The sequence below is a fragment of the Arthrobacter sp. 01L42 genome (genome assembly GCF_056400005.1).
The window spans coordinates 259359-276520 of record NZ_JBFTSL010000007.1 but is presented as its reverse complement, the minus strand read 5'-3'; the positions used below and the strand labels follow the sequence as shown (position 1 = coordinate 276520).

19 protein-coding genes are annotated in these 17162 nt (G+C 66.9%); 7 read left to right on the top strand and 12 right to left on the bottom strand.

Features of this window, described 5'->3' with window-relative positions:
• The 3 genes from AC1DN2_RS08735 to AC1DN2_RS08725 form a co-directional block, all read left to right on the top strand.
• Positions 1 to 2672: RCC1 domain-containing protein (locus AC1DN2_RS08735; RefSeq protein ID WP_476850001.1), on the top strand; the 2672-nt coding region annotated here is incomplete at its 5' end.
• A gap of 249 nt (positions 2673 to 2921) precedes the next feature.
• Complete coding sequence (locus AC1DN2_RS08730) at positions 2922 to 4430, top strand: CYTH and CHAD domain-containing protein (RefSeq protein WP_476850000.1); 1509 nt, start codon at positions 2922 to 2924, stop codon at positions 4428 to 4430.
• A 172-nt stretch (positions 4431 to 4602) separates the two neighbouring features.
• A complete protein-coding gene (locus AC1DN2_RS08725) occupies positions 4603 to 5541 on the top strand; it encodes a 5'-3' exonuclease (RefSeq protein ID WP_230008465.1) in 939 nt (312 codons plus the stop codon).
• Positions 5542 to 5621: 80 nt separating this feature from the next.
• Here AC1DN2_RS08725 and AC1DN2_RS08720 read toward each other — a convergent pair whose 3' ends face one another.
• The 10 genes from AC1DN2_RS08720 to AC1DN2_RS08675 form a co-directional block, all read right to left on the bottom strand.
• Positions 5622 to 5798 carry a CsbD family protein gene (locus AC1DN2_RS08720; protein WP_223914801.1) on the bottom strand — a complete coding sequence of 59 codons (177 nt, stop codon included), beginning with the start codon at positions 5796 to 5798 and terminating at the stop codon, positions 5622 to 5624.
• 237 nt (positions 5799 to 6035) lie between these two features.
• A complete protein-coding gene (locus AC1DN2_RS08715) occupies positions 6036 to 6641 on the bottom strand; it encodes a PadR family transcriptional regulator (protein ID WP_476849999.1) in 606 nt (201 codons plus the stop codon).
• A gap of 152 nt (positions 6642 to 6793) precedes the next feature.
• On the bottom strand, positions 6794 to 7708 hold the full coding sequence (locus tag AC1DN2_RS08710; RefSeq protein ID WP_476849998.1) for an alpha/beta fold hydrolase: 915 nt from the start codon (positions 7706 to 7708) through the stop codon (positions 6794 to 6796).
• 114 nt (positions 7709 to 7822) lie between these two features.
• Positions 7823 to 8899, bottom strand: coding sequence for a cation diffusion facilitator family transporter (locus AC1DN2_RS08705; RefSeq protein ID WP_476849997.1), 1077 nt, complete (start codon positions 8897 to 8899; stop codon positions 7823 to 7825).
• Positions 8896 to 9273, bottom strand: a complete 378-nt coding sequence (locus AC1DN2_RS08700) for an ArsR/SmtB family transcription factor (RefSeq protein ID WP_223914797.1) — start codon at positions 9271 to 9273, stop codon at positions 8896 to 8898. Before AC1DN2_RS08700 ends, AC1DN2_RS08705 begins: the two co-directional genes overlap by 4 nt.
• Before the next feature lie 69 nt (positions 9274 to 9342).
• Positions 9343 to 9885: a DinB family protein gene (locus AC1DN2_RS08695; protein ID WP_476850007.1), complete on the bottom strand. Its 543-nt coding sequence runs from the start codon at positions 9883 to 9885 to the stop codon at positions 9343 to 9345.
• Positions 9886 to 9913: 28 nt separating this feature from the next.
• Positions 9914 to 10336, bottom strand: coding sequence for an arsenate-mycothiol transferase ArsC (locus tag AC1DN2_RS08690; protein WP_476849996.1), 423 nt, complete (start codon positions 10334 to 10336; stop codon positions 9914 to 9916).
• A complete protein-coding gene (locus tag AC1DN2_RS08685) occupies positions 10333 to 11763 on the bottom strand; it encodes an FAD-dependent oxidoreductase (protein WP_476849995.1) in 1431 nt (476 codons plus the stop codon). The genes AC1DN2_RS08690 and AC1DN2_RS08685 overlap by 4 nt, the downstream gene beginning before the upstream one ends.
• Before the next feature lie 195 nt (positions 11764 to 11958).
• On the bottom strand, positions 11959 to 12381 hold the full coding sequence (locus AC1DN2_RS08680) for an arsenate reductase ArsC (RefSeq protein ID WP_476849994.1): 423 nt from the start codon (positions 12379 to 12381) through the stop codon (positions 11959 to 11961).
• A gap of 163 nt (positions 12382 to 12544) precedes the next feature.
• Complete coding sequence (locus AC1DN2_RS08675; RefSeq protein ID WP_476849993.1) at positions 12545 to 13219, bottom strand: arsenate reductase/protein-tyrosine-phosphatase family protein; 675 nt, start codon at positions 13217 to 13219, stop codon at positions 12545 to 12547.
• Between the two features lie 45 nt (positions 13220 to 13264).
• Between AC1DN2_RS08675 and AC1DN2_RS08670 the strand changes: the two genes are divergently transcribed.
• The 3 genes from AC1DN2_RS08670 (at position 13265) to AC1DN2_RS08660 (ending at position 14992) form a co-directional block, all read left to right on the top strand.
• Entirely contained in the window at positions 13265 to 14005 is a 741-nt protein-coding gene (locus AC1DN2_RS08670) for an aquaporin (protein WP_476849992.1), read from the top strand.
• A 118-nt stretch (positions 14006 to 14123) separates the two neighbouring features.
• A complete protein-coding gene (locus AC1DN2_RS08665; RefSeq protein WP_459383543.1) occupies positions 14124 to 14474 on the top strand; it encodes an ArsR/SmtB family transcription factor in 351 nt (116 codons plus the stop codon).
• Between the two features lie 32 nt (positions 14475 to 14506).
• A complete protein-coding gene (locus tag AC1DN2_RS08660; protein WP_476849991.1) occupies positions 14507 to 14992 on the top strand; it encodes an N-acetyltransferase family protein in 486 nt (161 codons plus the stop codon).
• Here AC1DN2_RS08660 and AC1DN2_RS08655 read toward each other — a convergent pair.
• Entirely contained in the window at positions 14989 to 15606 is a 618-nt protein-coding gene (locus AC1DN2_RS08655; RefSeq protein WP_476849990.1) for a MerR family transcriptional regulator, read from the bottom strand. The genes AC1DN2_RS08660 and AC1DN2_RS08655 overlap by 4 nt on opposite strands.
• 71 nt (positions 15607 to 15677) lie before the next feature.
• On the opposite strand from AC1DN2_RS08655, the gene AC1DN2_RS08650 reads away from it, so the two are divergent.
• A complete protein-coding gene (locus tag AC1DN2_RS08650) occupies positions 15678 to 16154 on the top strand; it encodes a DUF4188 domain-containing protein (RefSeq protein ID WP_476849989.1) in 477 nt (158 codons plus the stop codon).
• A 21-nt stretch (positions 16155 to 16175) separates the two neighbouring features.
• Here AC1DN2_RS08650 and AC1DN2_RS08645 read toward each other — a convergent pair whose 3' ends face one another.
• Positions 16176 to 16889, bottom strand: coding sequence for a TetR/AcrR family transcriptional regulator C-terminal domain-containing protein (locus AC1DN2_RS08645; RefSeq protein WP_476849988.1), 714 nt, complete (start codon positions 16887 to 16889; stop codon positions 16176 to 16178).
• Positions 16890 to 17162: the final 273 nt, after the last annotated feature.

The window sequence follows — 17162 nt, the reverse complement described above, 5'->3', positions numbered from 1 at the left end:
CCTTCCAGGCCGGCGGGGCCCACGGGATTCCGGCGAAGGTTTCCGCCGTGACCTTCAACCTCACCGTCACCGAGCCACGGTTGATCGGGTTTATCACCGCCTACGCCTCCGGGACACAGCGGCCCGGTTCGTCCAACGTGAACTTCCTCCCCGGCCAGACAGTCGCGAACTCCGTCACCGTACCGGTCGGCGCCGACGGCAAGGTCACCTTGTTCAACCGCTCTTACGGCACCACGCATCTCATTGCCGACGTCTCCGGCTATTACCTGCCCGGGGCATCCAGAAACTCGGCTCTCACCTGGGGCGACAACCGCTTCAGCCAGCTCGGCAACGGCACGACGCCCTACCGTTCCACCCCGGCTGCCGTGAGCGGGCTGAGGGGAGTCAAAGCCCTTGCAGGGGCCGGGGGTACGAGTTACGCGCTGCTGTCCGACGGGACCCTGCGTGCGTGGGGCTCGAACGAGTACGGCCAGCTCGGCAACGGCACCACCAGCAGCAGCACAACGCCTGTCCAGGTCAGCGGCCTCACCGGCGTAACGTCCATCGCCGCCGACTGGTCCACGGCCTATGCGCTTCTGAAGGACGGGACCGTTCGATCCTGGGGTTCCAACACGAGTGGCGAGCTCGGCAACGGCTCGGTCTACGCGAGCAGCAGTCCCGTCCAGGTCAAGGGCCTCACCGGCGTTACCGCCCTCACCGCAGGCTCCGGCGCCGCCTACGCGCTGCTAAAGGACGGGACCGTCCGGTCCTGGGGCTACAACTGGGGCGGCCAGCTCGGCAACGGCACCACCGCCAACAGCTACGTGCCCGTCCAGGTCAAAGGGCTCACCGGTGTAAGGTCCATCGCTGTCGGGTCGTCCACGGCCTACGCGCTGCTGAACGACGGAACCGTTCGCGCCTGGGGGTTCGACAACGGGGGCCAGCTCGGCAACGGCGGCGGCGCAGACGACGGCCGCACTCCGGTCCAGGTCCAGGGCCTCACCGGGGTCACGACGCTCACGGCTGACGGTGGAGTCACCTACGCGCTGCTGAAAGACGGGACCGTCCGTGCCTGGGGCTATGGCTCGAGCGGCCAGCTCGGCAACGGCACCACCGGCAACAGCAACGTTCCCGTCCAAGTCAAAGGACTCAACGCGGTCGCTTCCATCACGGCCGGAGGAGGTACTGCCTACGCGCGGCTGTTGGACGGGACGGTCCGTGCCTGGGGCGGCAACTGGTACAGCCAGCTCGGCAACGGCACCACCGGCGACAGCAACGTGCCAGTCGAGGTCGACGGGCTCACCGGCGTTAGCGCCGTCACTGCCGCCATCGGCACCGCATACGCGCTGCTAAACGACGGGACAATCCGCGCCTGGGGCGGTAACCGAGTCGGCCAGCTCGGCAACGGCACCCACGCCGACCGCAACATCCCCGGCCCGGTCAAGACGATCTCCGGCGCCACCTCCATCACCGCCACTGCGTTCTCGGTCTTCACTCTGCTCGCGGACGGGACTGTCCGTGCCTGGGGCGACAACTACGACCGGCAGCTCGGCGTCAGTGGCACAGCGCCGTTTAGCAGCTTGCCTGTGGGCATTTCGGGGTTGTCGGGTGTGGCCATGGCCGCACAGGGCGCCGCTACCAAATATGCACTGCTGGCTGACGGCACAGTCTGGGCGTGGGGCAGCAACTCGTACGGCCAGCTCGGCAGCGGCATGGCCATCTACGACTCGAGCGTTCCGGTCCGGGTCCGGGGCATCACGGGAGCCGTGTCGGTCATGGCGGACGGCGGCACTGCCTATGCGCTGCTGGCGGACGGGACCGTCCTGGCGTGGGGAGAGAACTCCAGGGGCCAGCTCGGCAACGGCACAACGACCGACAGCAGCACGCCCGTCCCGGTCCAGGGCCTGGCCGGCGTCAGCTCCATCACGGCGAGCAACGGCAGCGCCTACGCGCGGCTGTTGGACGGAACCGTCCGCGCGTGGGGCGGCAATCAATTCGGCCAGCTCGGCGACGGCACGACGGAGCGCCGCAGCATCCCCGTCCAGGCCAAGGGTCTCAGCGGGGTGACGTCGTTGAAGGTCAGCCTGTCAGAGTATGTGGTGGTCTATGCGGTGCTGGGCGACGGCACCGTCCGCGCCTGGGGTAACGGCACTTCCGGTGAGCTCGGCAACGGCACAACGACCGACAGCACAGTGCCGGTCCAGGTCACCGGCCTCGCCGGCGTGGCCTCCATCGCGACGGGCAAAGGCACCGCCTACGCACTGCTGAAGGACGGAACGGTCCGCGTCTGGGGCAGCGGCGGGTACGGCCAGCTCGGCAACGGCACCAACGACGACGCCGGCACGCCCATCCCGGTCAAGGGCATTATTGGGGCCACCTCCATCGCGGCAGGAGAGTCCGCCGCCTACGCGCTGCTGCGCGACGGCACCGTCCGCGCCTGGGGCAACAATAGGCTCGGCGAGCTCGGTGACGGCACCACCGGCTACACCGGTGCCCCCGTCCAGGTCAAAGGACTTACGGGCGTCACATCCATCACGGTCAACGGACGCGCAATATTCGCTTTGATGAGCGACAAATCGGTCCGGGCCTGGGGTGCCGGCCCCCATGGGCAGCTCGGCAACGGCACCACTGCCGGCACGAGCACCCCCGTCGAGGTCCCCGGTCTCGCTGGTGTCACGAGCCTCTGGCCCTAGGTGAAGCCCGCGACGGACGTTGTCAACGGCCGGCACGCCATAGGCGGTCTGGTCGCCGATTCGCGCAGAGCCTAGAATCGGGCTAGGCGCACCGGGCCAAGGCACCGGCCGGACACGCCCGCCGGAGATCACGTCCATGTTCCAGCGGTGCCGATAGGGGAGGCCCGCCATGGCAGTCATCAACAGGACCATCAGTTCGCTGCCGCGGGAACGCGCGTCCCGCGGGGAGTCCTGACCGCCATGGACACCATGGGAAAACTTGAAACGGAACAAAAGTACGACGCCGGGACCTCTGCGGCGCTGCCGGATCTGCAGGAAATCGAGGGTGTGGACCACGTCGCGGAGCCTGTGACGGATCAGCTAGAGGCTGTGTACTTCGATACTCCGGCCCTGGTCCTCGCGGCACGGCGCATTACCCTGCGGCGCCGCACGGGCGGGGCGGACGAGGGCTGGCACCTCAAGCTTCCCGCCGGGGCGGACCAGCGGGAGGAGATCCATGCGCCGCTGGGGCAGCCGGAGACCGTTCCGGAAGAACTGTCCGACCATCTGCAGGTCCTCATTCGGGGCGACGAACTCGTGCCCGTCGCCCGGCTGAGTACGCGGCGCACCACCTACCGGCTTTACGGGCCGGGCGGTGAGCATTTGGCCGACTTCGCCGACGACCACGTTCACGCCGAGGCCCTGCGGCCGCCGGGGCCGGCCGTCGACTGGCGTGAATGGGAGCTCGAACTCGTCCACGGTACAGCGGGGCTCTTTGAGGCTGCCGCCGCAACTCTGACGTCTACCGGAGCCAGCCACTCCGCTTATCCTTCCAAGATCGCCCGTGCCCTGGGCGATGCCTGGCCGGCCGAGTTCAGTCCCCGGACTCCAAAGCCCCGGAAGAAGGGACCGGCGGTCGACGTCGTGACCGCCTATTTAGACGCGCGGATTGGCGACTTCATCGCCAATGATCCGGGTGTGCGGATGGGCACACCGGATTCCGTCCACAAGATGCGGTCCGCGACCCGCCGGGCGCGCTCCGCCCTGGCCACCTACCGCAAACTCTTCAAACGCTCAGCGGTGCGGGAACTCCAGGCTGAACTGAAGTGGCTGGGCCAGATCCTGGGTCCGGCCCGCGATGCCGAAGTCATGCTGGAGCGGCTTCGCCAGCACATCCTGGAACTCCCGGAAGAACAGAGGTCCGGCCTCTTGGCCCAGATGATCGATCAGGAGCTGGTCGCAGCCCACGACGCAGGCTACAGAAACGTCCTGGAGACCCTCCGGACCGGCCGCTACTTCCGTCTCCTGGGCTCCCTGGAGGACTTCCGGGACCACCCGCCTGCCAAGCCACGCGCCTTCCGGCCCGCGCGCAAGGTGACGGCCAAGCTGGTCAACAAGGCCGCAAAGCGGGTGGAGCGTGCCCGGAAGGCCGTCAAAGGCTCGGCCGACACGGCCGCGCGCGACACAGCGCTGCATGAGGTCCGAAAAGACGCCAAGCGCCTCCGCCACGCGGGTGAGTCGGTCTTGGAGATCCACGGCAAGCGCGCCGCCAAACTCACCAAAGCGGCCGGACGGCTCCAGACAGTGCTCGGCGACCATCAGGACAGCGTCATGGCGACCGCCCTCCTGCGCAGACTCGCGGCCACCCCGGACCGGCCCGCCGATACCGACCTCGGCTTCGAGGGTTTGCTGGAGATGGAAGAACGCATTGCCCGGAAGACGGAGAACAAAGCCCGCAAGGCAGGGAAGAAGCTTCGCCGCTTGCGGCTGCGACCCTGATCCTGGACGCGTCGAGTGCTGCATCGCCGTCGATGAAGCTGAGGACCTCGCGGCCGTGTTCGTTCATGCCCAGTGCCTGGGGGACCTCAGCGACGCCAGCATTACTTTGTGCCCTCCGAAGATGGACCGTGACGTTCCACCGCCAGCGGGCGCATCCGTGTCAGGATCAGTCATGACCGACCGCCTGATGCTCCTCGACACCGCGTCGCTGTACTTTCGCGCGTTCTACGGCGTGCCCGACACGATCCGCCGCGCCGACGGCACCCCGGTAAACGCTGTTCGCGGGCTGCTCGACATGATCGCACGGCTCACCACCGACTACGGTGCGACGCATCTCGTCGCGTGCTGGGACGACGATTGGCGCCCGCAGTGGCGGGTAGACCTCATCCCGAGCTACAAGGCGCATCGGGTCGCCGAGGAGGTGGCAGGCGCCCCCGATGTGGAGGTGGTGCCGGACGCGCTCGAGGCGCAGATTCCGATGATCCGCCGCGTGCTCGAGCTCGCCGGCATCGCCGTCGTCGGGGCTGCCGACCACGAGGCCGACGACGTCATCGGCACCTACGCCAGCCACGCCGAGCTTCCGGTCGACGTGGTGACGGGCGACCGCGACCTCTTCCAGATCGTCGACGACGCCCGTCAGGTGCGGGTGGTCTACACCGCGCGCGGCATGAAGAACCTCGAAGTCCTGACCGACGCCGACGTCGTCGGCAAGTACCGTGTGCTGCCCGTGCAGTATGCCGACTACGCGACCCTGCGCGGCGACACCTCCGACGGGCTGCCAGGCGTCGCCGGCATCGGGGAGAAGACCGCCGCGTCGCTGCTCGGCGAGTACGGCACGCTCGACGGGCTGCTCGCGGCTGCCGCGGACGCAGGGAGCGGGCTGTCCACCGCAGTGCGGTCCAAACTCGCCGCGGCGGCGGACTACCTCACGGTCGCGCCCACCGTCGTGAAGATCGTGCGAGACCTGGAACTGCCGACGCTTGAGGAGGCAGGCGCGCAGTTGCGCCCTGTCTCCGGCGGTTCGCGGGCCGAGCTTGAGCGTCTCGCCACAGAATGGAACCTCGGCGGTTCGGTCAGCCGGCTCCTTGAGGCATTCGACCTGCGTCGCTAGGGAAGTCCCTGGGGTGTGTGGGCAAATGCCGGGGCGAAGGCGCGATCCGGACCGCACCTCCGCCCTCCGGCGGCCTGTTTTCAGTGTTTCTTGAAAGCGTCCTTGACCTTTTCGCCGGCCTGCTTCAGGTCTGCTTTGACCTGATGGCTCTTGCCCTCGGCCTTCATCTTGTCGTCGCCGGTGGCTTTGCCGGCCGCCTCTTTGCCTTTGCCGTGGAGTTTCTCGGCGGCATTGTGGATCTTGTCACTCAGGCCCATGATGAACCTCCTTATTTATGTCGCCCCCGCGACGTGAATGCCATGGAGGCCACACTTAATTGTAGGGACGGAACCGTGGAAAGCGGGGGCCATTTGGGTTGGTCCGGGCCATTCCCGGCGTCGGGACAACAATCCAGGTCAGGCGATCACGGTTCCAGAATACAAATGCCGCCATCCGGAGTTATTCGGGCACGGACCATTGGCAGCGGTGGCAGTGCGCCGGCAGAAGCGGCGGTGTTAGTCGGCAAGAATGCGGTAGAGCGCGCGGCGGGTGTCATCGATTACCGTCATTGCGGCACTGCGTTGTTCCTCGGTTGCCGAGAAGCGGAATTGGTGGATGACTCCCATGAGTTTTCCGACGCTTTGGTGAAACGCCGGCCCGGATCCCTCCGGGTCGGTGTTCCAGGCGTTCCCCAGCTCCTCGGCGTGATCGGCCACGTAGGCCTTGCCCGCATCGGTGAGGGTGAACTCGGTGCGGCGGCCATCGCCTACGGGCGCAATGAGCTCTTCATCGACGAGCTGCTGGAGCGTCGGGTAGACGGACCCCGGGCTCGGACGCCAGGCGCCCGAGGTTTTTTCCGCAATGGTCTTGATCAGCCCGTAGCCGTTGGACGGTGATTCGGCCAAGAGGGACAGAATCGCCGAACGAACATCGCCCCTGCTGGCCCGCCGCGACCCGCCGGGGCCAAAACCCGGTCCGAAGCCCGGTCCGAAACCCGGTCCAAACCCGCGGCCCGGTCCGAAACCACCGTGTCCGTGGGGGCCGCGGCGGCTCCTGCCGCGCCCGAAGCGTGCCTGGGCGGGTCCGCCGTCCGTGAATTTTTCGTCATGCATGCCTTTCATAGCGGCATCGACCTTCCCAATCAGTTGAAATCAATAATGGTCGCCGATTGTTCGGCGATAATTAACGATATATCGGTGAGTATCGGCGGTCAAGAGTCGATTCACCCCGGCGTCCGCTGACTCACGGACGCTGCCAGCCGCTGCCGTACAGGTCACGGATACAGCAGGTCATCGAGCAGCCGTTGCACATGCTCGGGCCGTTCGATGTTCGCGAAGTGGCCGCAATGCGGGAGTGTCACCATCTGGACGCGTGGGATTATCGCGGCCAGCCGGAGCAGGTCGGAGGGTGGAGTGAACACATCGCTGTCCCCGCGGATCGCCAGCACTGGACACAAAATGCCCCGCCACTGGCCAAAATCGTAGTGCGCCGCGGCCCGGGCTGCCGCGGAGAAACATGCCGGCCGGGCGTCCTCGCCAAGCCCTCGAAGCACCCCCGCGGAGATGGATGCGGGTTCTGCGAAAAACGGGGACAACAGCGGCCGCATCACGGCGGTAGACCCGATTGCACGGACCAGCGCGGGCCCTGCCGGGCCGAGGGCTGCTGCGGCGCGCATGGCCAGCAGCATGCCCAGAAACATCGGGAACCGGAACAGGCTGCGCAGTGGCTTGCCGGCCGCTTCGGACACGCCGAACGTGGTCGCCGAAATCGCGGTCACGCTGGCGGTCCGCCCGGGCCACGCCGCGGCGATGTGCAATGCCAGGAAGCCTCCCATGGAGTGGCCCACCAGGTTCCACCGCCGGTAGCCGAGCGAGGTCAAAGTACCGGTGACGGCGCGTGCCATCGCTTCGATGCTCAAATTCGCCATCCGGGCGTCCTGCGTGGACTCGCCCCAGCCCGGCAGGTCTATCAGCACCCGGTCATGTGCCGCTGCCGGGTGAAGAAGCTCCCGGAAGGACGTCCAGGAGCCCGCGGCGCCGTGGAGGTAGACATCCGCCGTCCCGGATACGGCGTGCGGGCCTCCGGTGCCTTCCTGGACATGCACCGTGCAGGGGCCCAGCTCCGTGGCAAGGGTGCGCCGCCGCAGCGTGGCAGCCCCCGTACTTGCGGTTTCCTGCTGAACACCCATGGTCACCTTCTGGTCGTGGTCTTTGAAGGTGATTCGGAGCGGCGGGGGTGCAGGACCGGACGCGAGGCTCGAGGCGGTGGAGGCCGGTGCGGATCAGGGCCTCCGAGGCCGCCGTTATCCGTGGCTCGGGGGAGGCGGTGGTCCGGCCGTCGCGGCCTGGCCGAACGTGGGGACCGTTGTCACGGATCCCACGTTCGGGAGTGCGTGGCGGGTGGCGTGCTCGATTTCGTCGTGGATTGTGGCAAGTTCGCCCAGGTCGGTGATCGTGGTCAGGGGGATGGAGACCTCGACGTGAAGCCGGTGGCCGGACCAGCGCAGCCGGGATGTTGCGCCCGCGGGGGCGTGGGCAGTGACAACCGCCGCCAGGCGTTCCGTAAGGTTCGGGTCCACGCCGTCCATGAGCCTGCGCCCGATGTCGCGAATGGTTCCCCAGAGGAGCACGGCGATGGCTGCGGAGATGAGCAGGCCCACGATCGGATCTGCAAGCGGAAATCCGAGCCATATGCCGATGACTCCGGCGACGACGGCCAGCGAGGTGAAGCCGTCGGTGCGGGCATGAATGCCATCGGCGACGAGCGCGGCGGACCCGATCCGCCGTCCCACGCGGATCCTGTAGATCGCGACCAGTTCGTTGCCGGCAAAGCCCACGAGGCCGGCGGCGAGCACCCAGCCCAGGTTCTGGACGGGGTGGGGTTCGAAGAAGCGCCGGATGGATTCGACGGCGGCCACCACGGCGGAGAGCGCGATCATCGCCACAATGAACAGCCCTGCGAGGTCCTCGGCGCGGCCGAAACCGTAGGTGTACGTCCGGGTCGCGCGGCGGCGTCCGAGCAGAAAGGCGATCCACAGCGGAACGGCGGTCAGGGCATCGGAAAAATTGTGGACCGTGTCCGCCAGCAACGCCACGGAGCCACTGATGAGGACGATGACCAGCTGGAACAGCGACGTGGCCCCCAGTCCGAGCAGGGAGACCTTGACGGCGCGAATGCCCTGGGAACTTGTCTCCAGGACGGAGTCGATCGAGTCGGCCGAGTCATGGGAGTGGGGCACGAAGAGCTCCTGCAGCCACCCCTTGAAACCGGTCGCGTGGACATGGCCGTGCGGGCCGTGGTCGTGGTGATGGCCGTCGTCGTGGGCATGTCCGTGCGCGTGCGGGTGGACATCGTGGCCGGGGTGCGGGGGCCGGTTCATGCGCCGGCCTCCCTTGTGGGGCTGTGCGGGGCTGTGCTGTGATGCGGGGCCGTGCCGAGGGTGTGTTCGGCCTGGTGGATGGCGTCGGCCACGAGCTGCCAGGCGTGCCCGTCCTGCAGGCGGTAGTAGACCTTGGTGCCTTCCTGGCGGGTGGCGACCATGCGCGCCAGCCGCATCTTGGCCAGATGCTGGGAGACCGCAGCCGCCGATTTCCCGGCCTTTTCGGCCAGCACGTTGACGGGCAGTTCACCGTGGCGCAGGGCCAGGATGAGCCTGACCCGGGTGGCGTCGGCCAGCATGGCAAACACCTCCACGGCCAGCTCGACGTACTGGCTGTCCGCGGTGAGCGCGCAAGCCTTATTATCTGCATTCATACGCAGATACTTACATATAACCCCGCTCCACTCAAGACGATCGAATCAACGGGATACCGTTAGTGGCCATCAGGACGATTCCGGCGCGTCCGGATGCCGAAGGCTCAACTGCTTGGCGTGGAAGTCGAAATGAAGCGTGGGGTAGGCGTAAACATCGTTGAGCGTCATCTGCGGCGTGAAGAAGGGGTCCCACCTGTCGGGGAACGGCATCGACCTGGCGAGGGACTGCGGGTTCTCATGTTCGAGCCGGCGGGAGAGCGCGGCGATGGTTTTATCCAGTTTCCGGCTCATCCTGCGCCTGTTGTAGACGAGGGCGGCGGCCCGGGAGCCCCAGTAGTTCACCACATCAAAAGGACCGGTGCCCGCGTTGAGGACAGCAGCGAATGCCCGGCCCGCCGGGCGGGGGAGCCGGCTGACGACGTGGACCAGCGGAAGCAAGGCGCGGACCACCATGTAGCCGAAGACCATGTGGAAGAGCAGTTCCTCGTTGGTCCAGCGGGTGCCCGTACTTTTGCGGCCGAGGTCCTTGGGCGCTGGGTCCTGCAGCAGGGCGTCGAGGTGGCGGCGGGCGCGGCTGTACCCGGCCAGGATCTCTTCCTTCGTCGGGTCCACGATGTGCACTCCGGTGTCGCGGGCCCGGTCAGTTTCCAGCCAGCTCCGCATGCAGTTTCCGGACCCGGGCCATGATGTCGTCCCGGACCAGGCGCATGCGCTCCATGCCTTCGATGCCGCGTTCGGAGGGCTCGTCCGTATCCCAGAACTCGAGCCGCTGGCCCTCGCGGGGCTCGACCTTAGCCTGGTTGCCCAAGACGATGACGACGTCGGCCGCGTCCCGTATTTCGTCGGTGACGGGCTTGGGGTATTCGCCGGTGATGCCGATGCCGAGTTCTGCCAGAGACTCCACGGCCTGGGGGTTCAGCGACTGACCGGGCTTGGTCCCGGCGGAGTGCACCGTGACGCTCCCATCGGCCAGATGGTTCATCAAACCTGCGGCGAGCTGGGACTTTCCGCCGTTCTTGCTGCAAACGAACAGGACGGTGGGCGTTTTCGTGGTCTCGGTCATGCGTTTGATTCTTCCTTCTCTGAGCTGGGTTCGTGGAGCAGTGATGCGGCCGGTCGGTCTTCGCCGGAGCGTCCGTGGGACAGTCCGGTGGGGAAGCCGACGAGCACCGGCTCGGGAGCGGCGCAGCACGAGGACTCTGATGCGGTGGCGGCGGCCGCCGGAACGTCGCAGCTGGTGCCGGCGTCGGAGGAGCAGACGCCGGTTTCGGGGAGTTCGAGCTGGACGGTGTCCGCGGCCTCGCGGTCGCCGGCCAGGGCCGCGGCGACGGAGCGGACCTGTTCGTAGCCGGTGGCGAGCAGGAATGTTGGCGCACGGCCGTAGGACTTCATGCCGACGATGTAGAAGTCCTTGTCCGGGTGGGCCAGGAGCCTGGCGCCGTGCGGTGCAACAGTGCCGCAGGAGTGGAACTCCGGATCGATGAGCGGGCCGAGCTCCACGGGTGCTTCGACGGCCGGGTCGAGGTTCAGGCGGAGTTCGCGCAGGATGTCCAGGTCCGGGCGGAAGCCGGTGCAGGGGACGACGACGTCGGCCTCGAGGGTGCGTCCGTCAACGGATTCCACGGTCACGCCGGAATCCAGGGCTTTGAGGGAAGCAATGCCGAAACCGCTGTGCAGTTCGATGGTCCCGGCCTCGACGAGGCGGCGCAGGCGGGCACCGAGCTGGCCGCGGGCGGGCAGCCCGTCAGCGTCGCCGCCGCCGTAGACTTTCTCGGCGGACGCGCCGCGGACCGCCCAGAGGATCCGGGTGCCCGGTTCGTCCTTGGCCAGGTCCGCGAGGCTGATCAGGGTGTTGGCGGCGGAGTGGCCGGCGCCGACGACCAGGACACGGCGTCCGGCGAAAGCGCCACGGTCACGGCCCGTCACGTCAGGGAGCGGCGAGGAGATCCGGTCCGCGGCGGAGTCCTCGCCGATGGCGGTAAGCCCGGAGGTCCCCAGCGGGTTGCGGGTGGACCAGGTGCCCGAGGCGTCAATGACCCCGGCCACGGTGTGGTCGCGGGTTCCCCCGTCCTGGTGCTGGACGCGGACGACGAACGGTGTGATCTCGCGGTTACGGGTGTGGGTCTTGTCCATGCCTGTGCGGGTGACGGCGATGACTCTGGCGCCGGTCTGCAGCCGGGAGCTGATGGCCGGGAGCGCGGCCAGCGGGGCCAGGTACCGATCGATGAGTTCCCCGCCGTAGGGCAGCGCGGTGGGCCGGGGCGCCTCCCAGCCAGCGGCTTCGAGCAGGCGAACGGCGGCGGCATCGATGTTGAACCGCCACGGTGAGAACAGCCGGATGTGGCGCCACTGCTCGATCGCGGCGCCGGCGGAGGGGCCGGCTTCGAAGATCAGCGGTTCGAGTCCGCGTTCGATCAGGTGGGCCGCGGCGGCCAGTCCCACGGGGCCGGCGCCGATCACGGCAACGGGAAGGTTCTTCGTCAAATCCATGGGTGTCCTCTTTCATCCGTTGTGGTGTTGCGGTTGTTTTCGGTTGGCCCTGCCGGCCGGGGTTGGGCCGGCAGGCGCCGGTGTTGGGTTAGCAGCAGTCCTGATCCTCGTCGTCGCAGCATCCGTCGCTGCAGCATCCGGTGTTCATTCAGCTCACCCCCTCTCCGTCCTCTGTCAGACGTGTGGTGCTGGCCCTTACTTGGCGGCAGGGGTCAGGGACTCGATCAGGTCCTCGATGCGGGTCTTGATCTCGTCGCGGATCGGGCGTACGGCTTCCACGCCCTGGCCTGCCGGATCCTCCAGGACCCAGTCCTCGTAGCGCTTGCCGGGGAAGTAGGGGCATTCGTCGCCGCAGCCCATCGTGATCACGACGTCGGATTCCTTCACGGCCTCCGTGGTGAGGATCTTCGGGATTTCGGCGGACATGTCGATGCCGAGCTCCGCCATGGCCTCCACGGCTGCCGGGTTGACCTTGTCCGCGGGCTGGGATCCGGCGGAGCGGACCTCGATCCGGCCCTCCCCGAGGGTGGTGAGGAAGGCGGCGGCCATCTGGGAGCGGCCGGCGTTGTGGACGCAGACGAAGAGGACGGAGGGCTTCTTGGCGGTTTCTGTGCTCACGGGGTTTCTCCTGGAATCAATGAGGTGAGTGGGCGATACAGTCTGGAGTCTTGCGCCCGGTTTGAAACTCTCAACCGAACATTGATGATGATCGATATAGAGAGTATCGGGCTATAGATTGATGAATGTCAATATTTGTTTTCGGCGGATTTCTGCGACGGACCTAGGCGGCGGTTACGCGGGGTGCAAGGTCATTGATGCGGCGGGTGATGTCGTTGAACGCCATGTCGAAAGCTTCTTTGGTGCCCGGGCGCAGCGGGTCCGGCACCGACCAGTGGATTCCAGCCAATCCGGACAGTTCCTCGTGGGCCTTGTCGCAGACGGTCACGATGAAGTCGCCCTCGTCTGCCACCTGCTCCAGCCTGCGCGGAGGAAGCTCTGGGAGGTCCAGGCCATGACGGCGGGCGACGTCGATAGCGCCTTGGGCGATGCGGTCTGCGGGATGCGTTCCCGCCGACGTCGAGGGAATTTCACTGACCTGCTGCCAGAGAGCAACGGCCAGTTGGGACCTGGCGCTGTTTCGTGTGCAGACAAACAGGACGCGGCGCGCCCCGTGTTCGGCCCCCGGCACCAGGCCCTGCAGGGCGCCGGCAGCAAGCCGGATATAGCTGCGGCGCCTGTCGGCTTCGGAGCGGTGGCGGGTGGCCAGTCCGGCATCTTCCAGCGTGCGCAAATGGTGGGACAGCAGATTCGACGGCATCCCCAGCTCCGCCTGCAGCTCCGTCGGGGAGAAGTCCCCGAGGGTCAGCAGATCAACGATGCGCAGCCGCGCAGGATCGCCGAGGGCTGCGTGCCTGGCTGCCCGCGCCCGAAAGCCCTCTGCTGCCTCAATATTCATTGGTTCAATTTTGACTGAGCTAATTCTTTCGGTCAAGCTGTTGCCATGATTTCCAACCAGCCGCCGCTGTGGCGCCGCGCCATCGCCGAACTGCTCGGTACCAGCCTGCTCGTGGCCATCGTCGTCGGCTCCGGGATCGCCGCGCAGCAGCTCTCACCCAGTGACGTTGGCCTGCAGCTGCTGCAGAACAGCACCGCCACAGTGCTGGGCCTGACGGTGCTGATCCTGGTGCTCGGGCCTGTGAGCGGCGCGCATTTCAACCCCGTGGTCTCCCTCGCCGACTGGATCCTGGGCCGCCGCGCCGGTACCGGCCTGACCCTGCCGGAGCTGGGCACCTATGTGGTTGCCCAGACCGTGGGTGCGGTCAGCGGCAGTATGGTCGCGAACGCCATGTTTGAGGTGGGCACCTCCATCTCGTCCAAGGAGCGCGCAACACCGGGGCATCTCCTGGGTGAAGTTGTCGCCACTGCGGGACTGGTCCTGCTGATCTTCGCCTTGGCTGCCACCTCCCGCGGCGTCCTTGCCGCGCCGGCGGTGGGCGCCTACATCGGAGCCGCGTACTGGTTCACGTCCTCGACCTCGTTCGCGAATCCGGCAGTGACGGTGGGCCGCATCTTCAGCGACACCTTCGCCGGCATCGCACCGGCCTCAGTTCCAGGCTACGTTCTGGCGCAGCTGATCGGCGCAGCAATAGGAATTGGCCTTCTCCTCATCCTGTTCCCGGCCGCGGCCCGCATCGCGGACGGCGTCGTCCTGGCGCACAGTGCCGAAACCGCCCGCTCCTAGCCTTGGCCGGCGGCCGAACAATGCCGCCCCCACCCAAAGCGGATCTGCGCCGGGTCGACCGACCCGAGCTCCCGCGCCCATACATTGATGATTGTCAATATCAGGGCATAATGGGTACATGAAGTTGTTGCCTGTACTCGAGCCGGCCACGGATGAATCCTGCTGCACCCCGGCAGGGCCCCCTGCCCTGGGTGCCGAGGAAGCCCAGCAGAGGGCCCTGGTTTTCAAGGCGCTGGCCGACCCGAACCGGCTCCGGCTGCTCTCCATCGTCAAAGCTGGCGAGTCAGGGGAGGCATGCGTCTGCGACCTCACCGAGCCGCTGGACCTGGGCCAGCCCACGGTCTCCCACCACCTGAAGGTCCTGGTCGAGGCCGGGCTGCTGCACCGTGAAAAGCGCGGCACCTGGGCCTACTACTCCTTGGTGCCCGGCGCGCTCGAGCAGACGGCCGGGCTCCTGGCGACGCTGTGACCGCGCAACAGTCCGCGGTGACGATCCGCTCCATGCACGAGGACGATTGGGCGGCCGTCCGGGGAATCTACCGCGAAGGAATCGCCACCGGCCACGCCACCTTTGAGGCGGAAGTGCCGGACTGGGAACGCTTCACCAGTTCCCGGCTTCCCGCGCACCGCCTCGTCGCCGAGGCTCCCGAGGGCGGGATCCTTGGCTGGGCGGCTGTCGCCGCGGTGTCAGCGCGGCCCGTTTATGCCGGCGTGGTCGAACACTCCGTCTACGTCGCCGCGGAAGCCCGCGGCAAGGGAGTCGGGGCCGCGCTGCTTCAGGCCTTGGCCGCATCGACCGAACGATGCGGGATCTGGACGATCCAGGCCAGTGTCTTCCCCGAAAACGAAGCAAGCCTGAAGCTCCACCTCGCGAACGGATTTGCCGTCGTCGGCCGGCGGAACCGCATTGCCCGCATGAGCTACGGCCCCAGCGAAGGGCAATGGCGGGACGCGGTGCTGATCGAGCGGCGCTCCCCGGTCGTCTAGGACCCCGCCCCGCCGAACCGCTGGAAGGATGCGCTTTGCTGGGCAAGCCGGCGCATGGCCAGGAGTACCGGTTCCATCAGCAGTGTCCCAAGAACCACGTGCCTCATTGCGGCCTCGGCCGAATCGGTGGGGACACTTTCGAGGTCGGCCGCGGCGATGTCCCGCATTGCCGCGGCGTAGCGGTCCAAGAGCGCAGCCGGCGCATCGAACCCGGCATCTGAGAGCCCGCGCAGGGCCTCCACCAGGGCGGCCTGCGTATCGCGGTCGCATGTCTCCGCGCCCCATCCCCAGCGGTCCAGGAGCCGCTGTGCCGAGGAAAGGTCGACGTCGTCCGGTGCGGTCCGGGTGACCGCGTGGTGCGCAATTCCGAGCAGATCGTGGCCTGACTCCGGCGGGCTCTCCAGGCCAAGCAGCACCTGGCGGGTGGCGCTGATGCTGAGCCCGGCGGTCCCAATGAGTGCCCGGATGAGCTTCAGCCGCCGAACATGCGAGTCGTCGTAGCGGGCCTGCGTCGCGGACGTCAGCACGCCCTCGTGAAGCAATTTCTCCCGAAGGTAGTACTTGATGGTGGCCACCGGAATCTCAGTAGCGGCGGCCAGCTGTGAGATGCGCAAAGATTCTCCTTGACTTGGATAGTCGCACTCGCCAATATTGGGGAGTAGTGGTATCCAGTTAGGAGAAAAGTATGGCACGCATCAATGCTGGACGTTTCACTCACCGCCATTCCGGTGATTTGGTGGTCTTCCTCATCGGCATGCGCATCAACAGTCCCTGGCGTCCGGATCTCTGGCTGCCGGTGTTCCTTGCGATGCCCCGGATGCTGACCGAACTCTTCCGGGAGCCGGGGTCCGGCCTCCTTGGTTGCCGGGTTGCCCTCGGAGCCGGCGGGCCGGTCATTGTGCAGTACTGGGACTCGGTGGACAAGCTGTATGCCTACGCAAGTGCGCCCCAATCCGAGCACAGGCCCGCGTGGGCTGCCTTCAACCGCCAGGCAAGGAAGGTCCCAAAAGCTGTCGGCATCTGGCATGAGACCTTCCAGGTAAGCAGGGCCGAGAGCATGTATGTCTCTATGCCTACCGAGGGTCTCGCGCAGGCCACAGAGCTTCTGCCCGTGGGGCCCGGAAGCCAGCAGGCGAAGGACCGGCTGTCCAACCCGGGCTGAGATGACCGATGCCTTTCCGGATCATGGTTTGGTCGGGGAATCCGGCATCCGGCAGCGGGCCGCGAGCCCCGAGAGCAGGATGGTGATTCCCTCATCCAGTTCGGCCATCCCGTCGTAGTCGGCGAGGACCGGGGCGAGGGCGCGGAGGCGGGGGAATTCCTTCGGTGGCAGGCGGTGCAGCCCCAGCCGGAGAAGGGCCTCATTTTCCTCGGGGTCGACGACGAATTCCTGCAGTTCGTTGAGGATGTGCCCGTAGAGGTATCCGTAGTAGGCGCGGTAGACGTGCAATGCGTCAACGGGGGCGAATCCGGCGTCGATCAGCAGGGACAGGATCTGCTCCAGCGGACGCAATGTTCCCAGCGGCCGCAGGCCCAGGGGTGTTGACAGGGGGCGGGTCACGAGGAGGGGCACGACGTTGGGGTGCCGGAGCGCCAGGAGCCGCAGGTCGTGGGCAATGCGCCGGAGCTGCGACTGCCAGTCGGGATCATCGGGAATGATGGCCAGTTCATTCAGCACGAGTTCTGAGACGCCGTCCAGCAGGGCTGCGCGGTTGGCGGCGTAGCGGTACAGGCTCATGGGATCCCGCCCGAGTTCCTGCCCGAGCCTGCGCATGGTGAGGGCGTCGAGTCCCTCGGCGTCCACCAGTGCCAGTGCCGTCGACAGGACAATCTCCCGGCTGAGGCGAGCCTTCTTGCCGGGAGCCGCAGGGGGCGCCGGGTGCTCTTCGGGCGACATGGTTTTCCGTTCGGGTCGATACAGAGTGGTTACAGTTCCGGGATGAAAAGCCGGTTGCTTAATGTGTAGTCTACGCCTAAAGTCTACATCGTAGAGAAGTTGCATTGGCTGGTTTCCGCAGGATGTGGACCGCCAGCCCAGTAACGCTCTATTCCCGGATCTGCGGTGACGCAGCAGTGCGGGATCTTGCTTCATCGCCCCGTGCATGGCCTTGACGCTCAGCTGCTGTAGCCACACGGCGGCACACAATGCACCGCGAAGAAACGAGCCACT

Coding starts and splice junctions, on each gene's coding strand:
- AC1DN2_RS08730 (WP_476850000.1), top strand. CDS start 2,922: ATGGGAAAACTTGAAACGGAACAAAAGTACGACGCCGGGACCTCTGCG.
- AC1DN2_RS08690 (WP_476849996.1), bottom strand. CDS start 10,336: ATGACCGAGACCACGAAAACGCCCACCGTCCTGTTCGTTTGCAGCAAG.
- AC1DN2_RS08670 (WP_476849992.1), top strand. CDS start 13,265: ATGATTTCCAACCAGCCGCCGCTGTGGCGCCGCGCCATCGCCGAACTG.
- AC1DN2_RS08660 (WP_476849991.1), top strand. CDS start 14,507: ATGCACGAGGACGATTGGGCGGCCGTCCGGGGAATCTACCGCGAAGGA.
- AC1DN2_RS08700 (WP_223914797.1), bottom strand. CDS start 9,273: ATGAATGCAGATAATAAGGCTTGCGCGCTCACCGCGGACAGCCAGTAC.
- AC1DN2_RS08685 (WP_476849995.1), bottom strand. CDS start 11,763: ATGGATTTGACGAAGAACCTTCCCGTTGCCGTGATCGGCGCCGGCCCC.
- AC1DN2_RS08725 (WP_230008465.1), top strand. CDS start 4,603: ATGACCGACCGCCTGATGCTCCTCGACACCGCGTCGCTGTACTTTCGC.
- AC1DN2_RS08715 (WP_476849999.1), bottom strand. CDS start 6,641: ATGAAAGGCATGCATGACGAAAAATTCACGGACGGCGGACCCGCCCAG.
- AC1DN2_RS08720 (WP_223914801.1), bottom strand. CDS start 5,798: ATGGGCCTGAGTGACAAGATCCACAATGCCGCCGAGAAACTCCACGGC.
- AC1DN2_RS08675 (WP_476849993.1), bottom strand. CDS start 13,219: ATGAATATTGAGGCAGCAGAGGGCTTTCGGGCGCGGGCAGCCAGGCAC.
- AC1DN2_RS08645 (WP_476849988.1), bottom strand. CDS start 16,889: ATGTCGCCCGAAGAGCACCCGGCGCCCCCTGCGGCTCCCGGCAAGAAG.
- AC1DN2_RS08650 (WP_476849989.1), top strand. CDS start 15,678: ATGGCACGCATCAATGCTGGACGTTTCACTCACCGCCATTCCGGTGAT.
- AC1DN2_RS08710 (WP_476849998.1), bottom strand. CDS start 7,708: ATGGGTGTTCAGCAGGAAACCGCAAGTACGGGGGCTGCCACGCTGCGG.
- AC1DN2_RS08705 (WP_476849997.1), bottom strand. CDS start 8,899: ATGAACCGGCCCCCGCACCCCGGCCACGATGTCCACCCGCACGCGCAC.
- AC1DN2_RS08665 (WP_459383543.1), top strand. CDS start 14,124: ATGAAGTTGTTGCCTGTACTCGAGCCGGCCACGGATGAATCCTGCTGC.